Annotated in this window: 3 protein-coding genes; 2 read left to right on the plus strand and 1 reads right to left on the minus strand. The window is 44.0% G+C overall.

Translation table 11 applies throughout. The features are described 5' to 3' along the window. The first annotated feature begins 486 nt into the window (after positions 1 to 486). Positions 487 to 702, plus strand: coding sequence for a hypothetical protein (locus tag QUB10_RS28380; RefSeq protein ID WP_333156213.1), 216 nt, complete (start codon positions 487 to 489; stop codon positions 700 to 702). A gap of 1,027 nt (positions 703 to 1,729) precedes the next feature. Continuing rightward, positions 1,730 to 2,632 carry a PEP-CTERM sorting domain-containing protein gene (locus tag QUB10_RS28385; RefSeq protein ID WP_333206574.1) on the plus strand — a complete coding sequence of 301 codons (903 nt, stop codon included), beginning with the start codon at positions 1,730 to 1,732 and terminating at the stop codon, positions 2,630 to 2,632. A 237-nt stretch (positions 2,633 to 2,869) separates the two neighbouring features. Here the strand turns inward: QUB10_RS28385 and QUB10_RS28390 are convergent, their stop codons facing one another. Beyond that, positions 2,870 to 5,524: a C39 family peptidase gene (locus QUB10_RS28390; RefSeq protein ID WP_333206575.1), complete on the minus strand. Its 2,655-nt coding sequence runs from the start codon at positions 5,522 to 5,524 to the stop codon at positions 2,870 to 2,872. Positions 5,525 to 6,000 lie beyond the last annotated feature (476 nt).

The raw sequence follows: 6,000 nt of genomic DNA on the forward strand, positions 1-6,000 counted from the left end.
TTTAAGCATGGTTGGTCTTCTGTAAGCTTGAGCTTGACTGGGCGCTGGCTCGAACGTCGCCTAACTATTTATGGTTATAGTTGCTACCGATGATTCGGTCGATCGCTCTGTTTCGATGCACCTTTGTTATGAGCTAATGTAAAGCCCACGATTGTAAATATTCGTATCTATTTTTACAAAATATTGAGTTTTATGAATATTTCGCATAAGGCCGATGCGTTTTATACATGGGAAATGGGTAAAGAGACCCCCAAAACCAAAAAATCTCTCTAAATCTTTAGATTTAGGAGGGGAGAGGGGGAAATTGGAATATCTAAGATTAATTTTGTGACTGCGATCGCAGACTTTGAACGAGATCGTCACAACATTAGAGCGGTCGCTGTCACACAGTTTGCCTCAAAACATCACGTTGTGTGCTATGCCAGCGTCACTCTTGATTTTCCAAGAACGAGAGATGATATAAGCATCGAATTCAGGGAACGTCTCATGTTTTTAGTTCAACTTATCCCCGGCGCTATTTCCGAAATGCTTGCCTCTGTTAGCGATACGGGTTGTTTGACTTTAGCCGATCGCTACGGCTTGATGGCCGCTGTTTTGGACGACTCTCTCGACGATGAATACAGACATTCGATCAACCGCCTGCTGCGTTCTGTGATTAAGGGGAGAGTCAAGATTGTCAACGAACTGTCGGCGATATATTAACAGCATTTAAAAATTTGATTGATTTATGCAGCGCATAAGAGTGCAGAAACCACCGGCCGAGTTAGAAGGAACCCACGATGCCTGCAGCGGATGTAGGGCAGGAAGTTGATTGGGTGTTCTAAAAACGTGCGATCGCTGTTGCCGTATGATTTTTTTTGACTATCCAATTCTCGCTTTGTGCGGCACTTAGAGAAAAAGTGCTGATTCACAGTTTTGACGCTCAATTGAGAGCCTGTTGGGTTGAACGCTTAGGGTAAAATCAGTAAAATTGTTGGGCGCGATCGGCATTGGAGGAGTTGGAGGAATGAAGTCCTCCCAACCAACGTAATTATAATTATTAGACATCTCCAGCAAAGCCTGTCTTGAACAGGCAGGATGCCTGTTCCACAATAATTATTGGAGAGGTATATTGAACAGGGCTGGAAATGAAAGACAATGTATGAAAATTATTAATCACACCATCGAAATATTAATACAATCCGGCATCAGTATCTACAACATCACGCCCACTTTTGTCAAAATTAATTGGTAATTGATAAAAAATCAATTCAGTCGATCGGCAGGAAAAAATAATAATATCTTGTAGGGGCCGGTATAGCCTGGATATTGACTCGCAGACAGTTTATTGCTGCACTCAACCGCCTAAACCCAGTAGTTGGTTTATTTGCACCTACAGGAATTATGCAGCCCCACTATAATACTGTGCCTGCGTAAGTCCTGTATAGCAATCCTAAGTAAGTTGTGTAATTCTTGTAGGGGCAAACCCCCCGTGGTTGCCCCGCCTTGGGTGGGGTAGGCACTCTTAGCACTACCCCTACATATTTTTACAAGTGATGCGAGGATTGCTATATTTAGTTACTGGCATTGGTTGGGTGTTTTAAGCCATCTATTTAATATGATGCAATTGCCCGACCAAACCTTTAGCAAAACTTTAAGAAATTCGGCCCGAAGGTATGATTTACTAACAATTAAAAACAGTCGATCGATCAGACTGGACAATTTAACAAGGATTCCCAGGGAGCATTTTATGAAATCCATTGCTAAAAGCAGCATCCACTGGACTTACTCAGTGGCTATTTTCTGTGCCCTTTTCGCACTACAGCAACAAAAAGCTACAGCAGCAACGCTATCTAACGGCTGGAATTATGCGATCGATTCCTTCAACGACGGCGTGACAGGGCCCCAAATCGGCGGCGGCGATTTTGAATTTTACGGCATCGCCATCAAAGAAACATCAGATACAGCTTTCATCGCCATCAACTCTAATCTAAGTTTAGCAGGATATGCCGACCCACTAGCTCAAAGAGGCAACATCAACTACGGCGATTTATTCTTCAATTTTTCCGGTCAAAACTTCAATACAGCTAACGCAAACGCCAGCTTGTTTGGTATCCGCTTTGCCGAAGGAAATGACTCCGGCGTGGCGACAACAGGCGTTTACAGTAACGTTACCGCTAAAAACGTCACCCAAATCAACTCTGGCTTTAGCAATTTAAATCAATTCAATACGGTAGTTGCATCTCAAGGCGGAACCCCGTCTATGGGAGATTTATCTGCCACTGACCCCTACTTTGAACAAACAGGAAACTCGACTATTCTCAACTCAATAGCTACTGGTACAAAAGTAGGAGAAATCATTTTTTTAACACCAGCGACTTTGAGCGTCCTCGGTCTTAATTTCGCTCAGTTTAATGCAGTAGGTTCTCAAACAATTGGATTCAGTTTCAATAAATCCTCAATGCCTTCGGGGAACTATATTGCTAACTTTTTGGCGGAGTGCGCTAACGATGCGATCGCTATTCAAGGCTCATTTGAACAAGGCTCTGCTGAACCAGTACCAGAACCTGCTACTATCTTCGGTACTTTAGCCGGATTTGGGATTCTAGCCATTGGTGCAGCAAAACGAAAAATTAAGTGCAAGATTTCCTAAGTTAGGTTGGGTGTGCATTAAGGATCGCGAATTAAATAATTTACACTCTTGAAAGTGGGGAGTAGGGGGTTGGGCACTCTTAGCCCGCCCTTTCTGGACGGGCGGGACGCCCATCCCACAAGAACCATCACGCATTCTAAGTTATTTAATTCTCATTCCTAAGTACCTTAAGAATAGCTGTTATGCACACCTTACTAATAGGCGTAGTGCCTCACAAATTGCCAACAGTAGAGTAGATTATGGAGAGATAAAATGCGCCCAAACATTCCCATCTGGCCCCGCAACTTGATTGACATAACTGTAGGGATACATCAACTTTCTCCCCTCAGTATCGCTGTAACCAGTGAGTGCATTTCCCCAAGGATCTTGCACGATATAACCCTGAGAATTGTAGCCAATTACAGTAAGAATGTGACCGGCCGCCGTAAAATCTCCTGCTAAAACTACTGGCCGCCGATTCAGCAATTCCGATCGCACCTGGGCCCATGTGCGAGTCGTACTAAAACTCGTCTTAAACTCGTAGGCTTGAATCAGCGCCGAAAGCACACTGTGATCCGTTTGAGAACCCTGGCCTGCATAATCGAAACACCACTGCAACAACTCATCCTCCAACTGTCCGCCCCACTTAGAACGAAGGCCGTAATAATAAAGCACCATGGCGATCGAAGTTACGTTGCAAGTAGACCAGTCAAAACGCGGATTGTCCCGCTGCGAAAAATACGGCACGTTCAATTCCACATTGTTCGGAACCGGATCGAAAATTTTATCTCCCCGCTTGAACTGAACAAAACTAGGAAAAACATAACCTGTATTGCCAAAATTCGGCAGTTCTTCAGTCAGGGAAACTTTCAGGTGAGATCCTTCCGCACCGTAGCTGTTGACGCCGTAAACTCGACCTAAAGGCAACGTAGTTTTCTCGGTACTGCTCAGGCTAGCAGCATCTACCGGCCGTTTTTTAAACACAGTTGCTTGCAGAATTGTCATCGTCAAAGCATCCGGGTCAAAGGGAACTTCTTTGCCGTCTTTTTTAATTTTAACGTCCTGCCAATAAATAAATCCGATATTGCCGAAACCGGGAATAGATTCGGCGAGAGTTACTCGGAAATGTCCCAAAATGCAGGCATAACCAGTAATGGCATAGGTAGTGCCTAAAAGTAGGTCAGCCATTTGATCTGCAGGCAGTTTCGATGAATCTTCGGGTTTAGCTTTAATCAGAGTTGTTTGAGTTACCAAAAGTTGAGCGCTGACGTTGCTATTCGGTACGTCAGCCAGGTTAAATTTTAGGATTTGAGTACCTTTTGCCAACTGAACGTCGGGTTCAGAAAAATAGCCAAAAGTGCCGATCGGCGAAATTGCTGAATCCACAACCACCTTGAGATGCCCGTCAATAAATCCGTATTTGCTAACCGTCAAAGTCTGGCCTGCTTTGACAACAACTTTTTGCTGATTGTTGAGCCGGGAAGAATCAAGGGGAGCTACCTTAAACAAAGTGTCAGAAAGTATCTTTAAAGTCAAACCTCGTCCGACAGTTAGCGGATCGGAAGTTACGGCAATGTAAATTATTTGGCTGCCAGTAACGTTGCCTTTGCTGTCAGTTGCCCGCAACCTGAGCCACCGAGATCCAGCTATGCTAAATCCTTTAGACAAATTAACTTGCCAAGTGCTGGCCTCTTGGTTTAGCGTGACGCTTAGGGGAAATTTATCCTCAGCTATCACCTCAATTTTTGCTGTTTTTTCTCGGTCAAAAGTACCCCGAAGGACGATCGGCTGATTTACTAAAACTTCTGACGGCCCTTGATAAGTTAAATTCACAGCGGGATTAAAAGATTTGCCACCGCGGCTGAATTGCACAAAATCGGGATAAATGAAACCTGTATTGCCAAATTGCGGCAAATTTTCGGTCAGCGAGACTTTAATGTGGCTTTGTTCGATCAAGAATCCGGCAATTCCGTAAATCATTCCCGCCGGCAAGGTAATTTTTTCTTCGGGTGGCAGGCTAGCCGCATTTACCGGGCGCTTTTTAAACACAGTTGTTTTGATGATTGTCATCGTAACTGCATTTCTATCATACTCAATTCCCCTCCCGTCTCGCAAAATTTGGACGTGCAGCCAGTACAGAAATCCCGAAGTTCCTAAGTTAGGAACTGCCCGAGCAAAAGCGACTCGGAAATGGTTTTCCACGCTTGCGTAGCCGAGAAGATTGAAAGTTTCTCCTGGGTTAAATTGTAATTTCTGAGTTTGGCCTAAAGTTCCAGAATCTGCGGGGGTGAACTTTAACCAGGTCTTTTTTATCACCCACAGTAACTGCATTCCAGGCGGCGGGGTCGGCAACTCGGCGCGATCGAATATGAGAATTTTTGCGCCTTTGGTTATAAGTACGTGTTTTTCGTAGAAAAAGCCAGAGGTTCCCACCGGAGGAATTGGATTATTTAGTTGAACATTCAGATGTCCATCTTCTAACTCGTAGTCCCTAATTTGATAAATTTTACCGGCTGCTATTTCCGCTTTTTGCAGGTTGTTAAGATTGCTTGCGGGCAGTGTTCCGACTTTGAATGCGGTATCTCTGAGAGTAATTAACGTAAAAAACTGAGCGGGTGATTGAGAAGCAGGATTAACTTTGATGTTAATTGTTTGTTGGCCGATAACTTTGCCGGTCTTATCGCTTGCCCTCACCTGCAGTGTGCGAGTTCCGGCGCTATCGAATCCTTTTTCTAAACTGATGTTCCAAATGCCTCTAGAGAGATTTCTCCCTACATTCAGGGCATTGGAGCCTTCTGTTGCTGAAATCGCTGCCACTAGATTTTTGTCAAAAGTGCCAACTAAGACAGTGGGTCTATTGACCTCAATTTCTCGCGGGCCTAAGTAACTCAAAATAATGTTGTTGGTTGTCATTATATATCCCTCTACCTACTTAGTTATTCAGCTAAAGCAAGGATAACTTCTGATTTTATCAAACACAATAACCCGAACCAGGACAAAATCGCCCTTAGATTCAGCCTACGGGCGGTTAATGCCTTTTCCAGCATAAGTTTTTAATTATTGGCGGGAGTTGCCCCACAAATCTAACTTTAGACGTACAAAAAGCACCTTAACCGAATATATGCCTCGTTAAGCGGATTTGTGGTGCAAGTTTTAAGGGAAGGAATTTAGTGCGAGTCGGTTGTTTCCCCCTGTACCCTTGACCCATCACTGGCTGAGTCAATCGATTGCGCGATTTTAGATTTTAGATTTTAGATTTTAGAATTGACTTGCGCGAGATGAATCCGGGGGCTTGTATCCTGGATGCTTTCGGTCAATCGATTGCGCGATTTTAGATTTTAGATTTTAGATTTTAGAATTGACTTGCGCGAGATGAATCCGGGGGCTTG

It is taken from the genome of Microcoleus sp. B5-D4 (genome assembly GCF_036705145.1).
In the GTDB taxonomy this organism is placed as follows: domain Bacteria; phylum Cyanobacteriota; class Cyanobacteriia; order Cyanobacteriales; family Microcoleaceae; genus Microcoleus.

What these genes read in the sequence shown, in the direction of transcription:
- QUB10_RS28390 (WP_333206575.1), bottom strand. Translation starts at nt 5,524, where the DNA reads ATGACAACCAACAACATTATTTTGAGTTACTTAGGCCCGCGAGAAATT.
- QUB10_RS28385 (WP_333206574.1), top strand. Translation starts at nt 1,730, where the DNA reads ATGAAATCCATTGCTAAAAGCAGCATCCACTGGACTTACTCAGTGGCT.
- QUB10_RS28380 (WP_333156213.1), top strand. Translation starts at nt 487, where the DNA reads ATGTTTTTAGTTCAACTTATCCCCGGCGCTATTTCCGAAATGCTTGCC.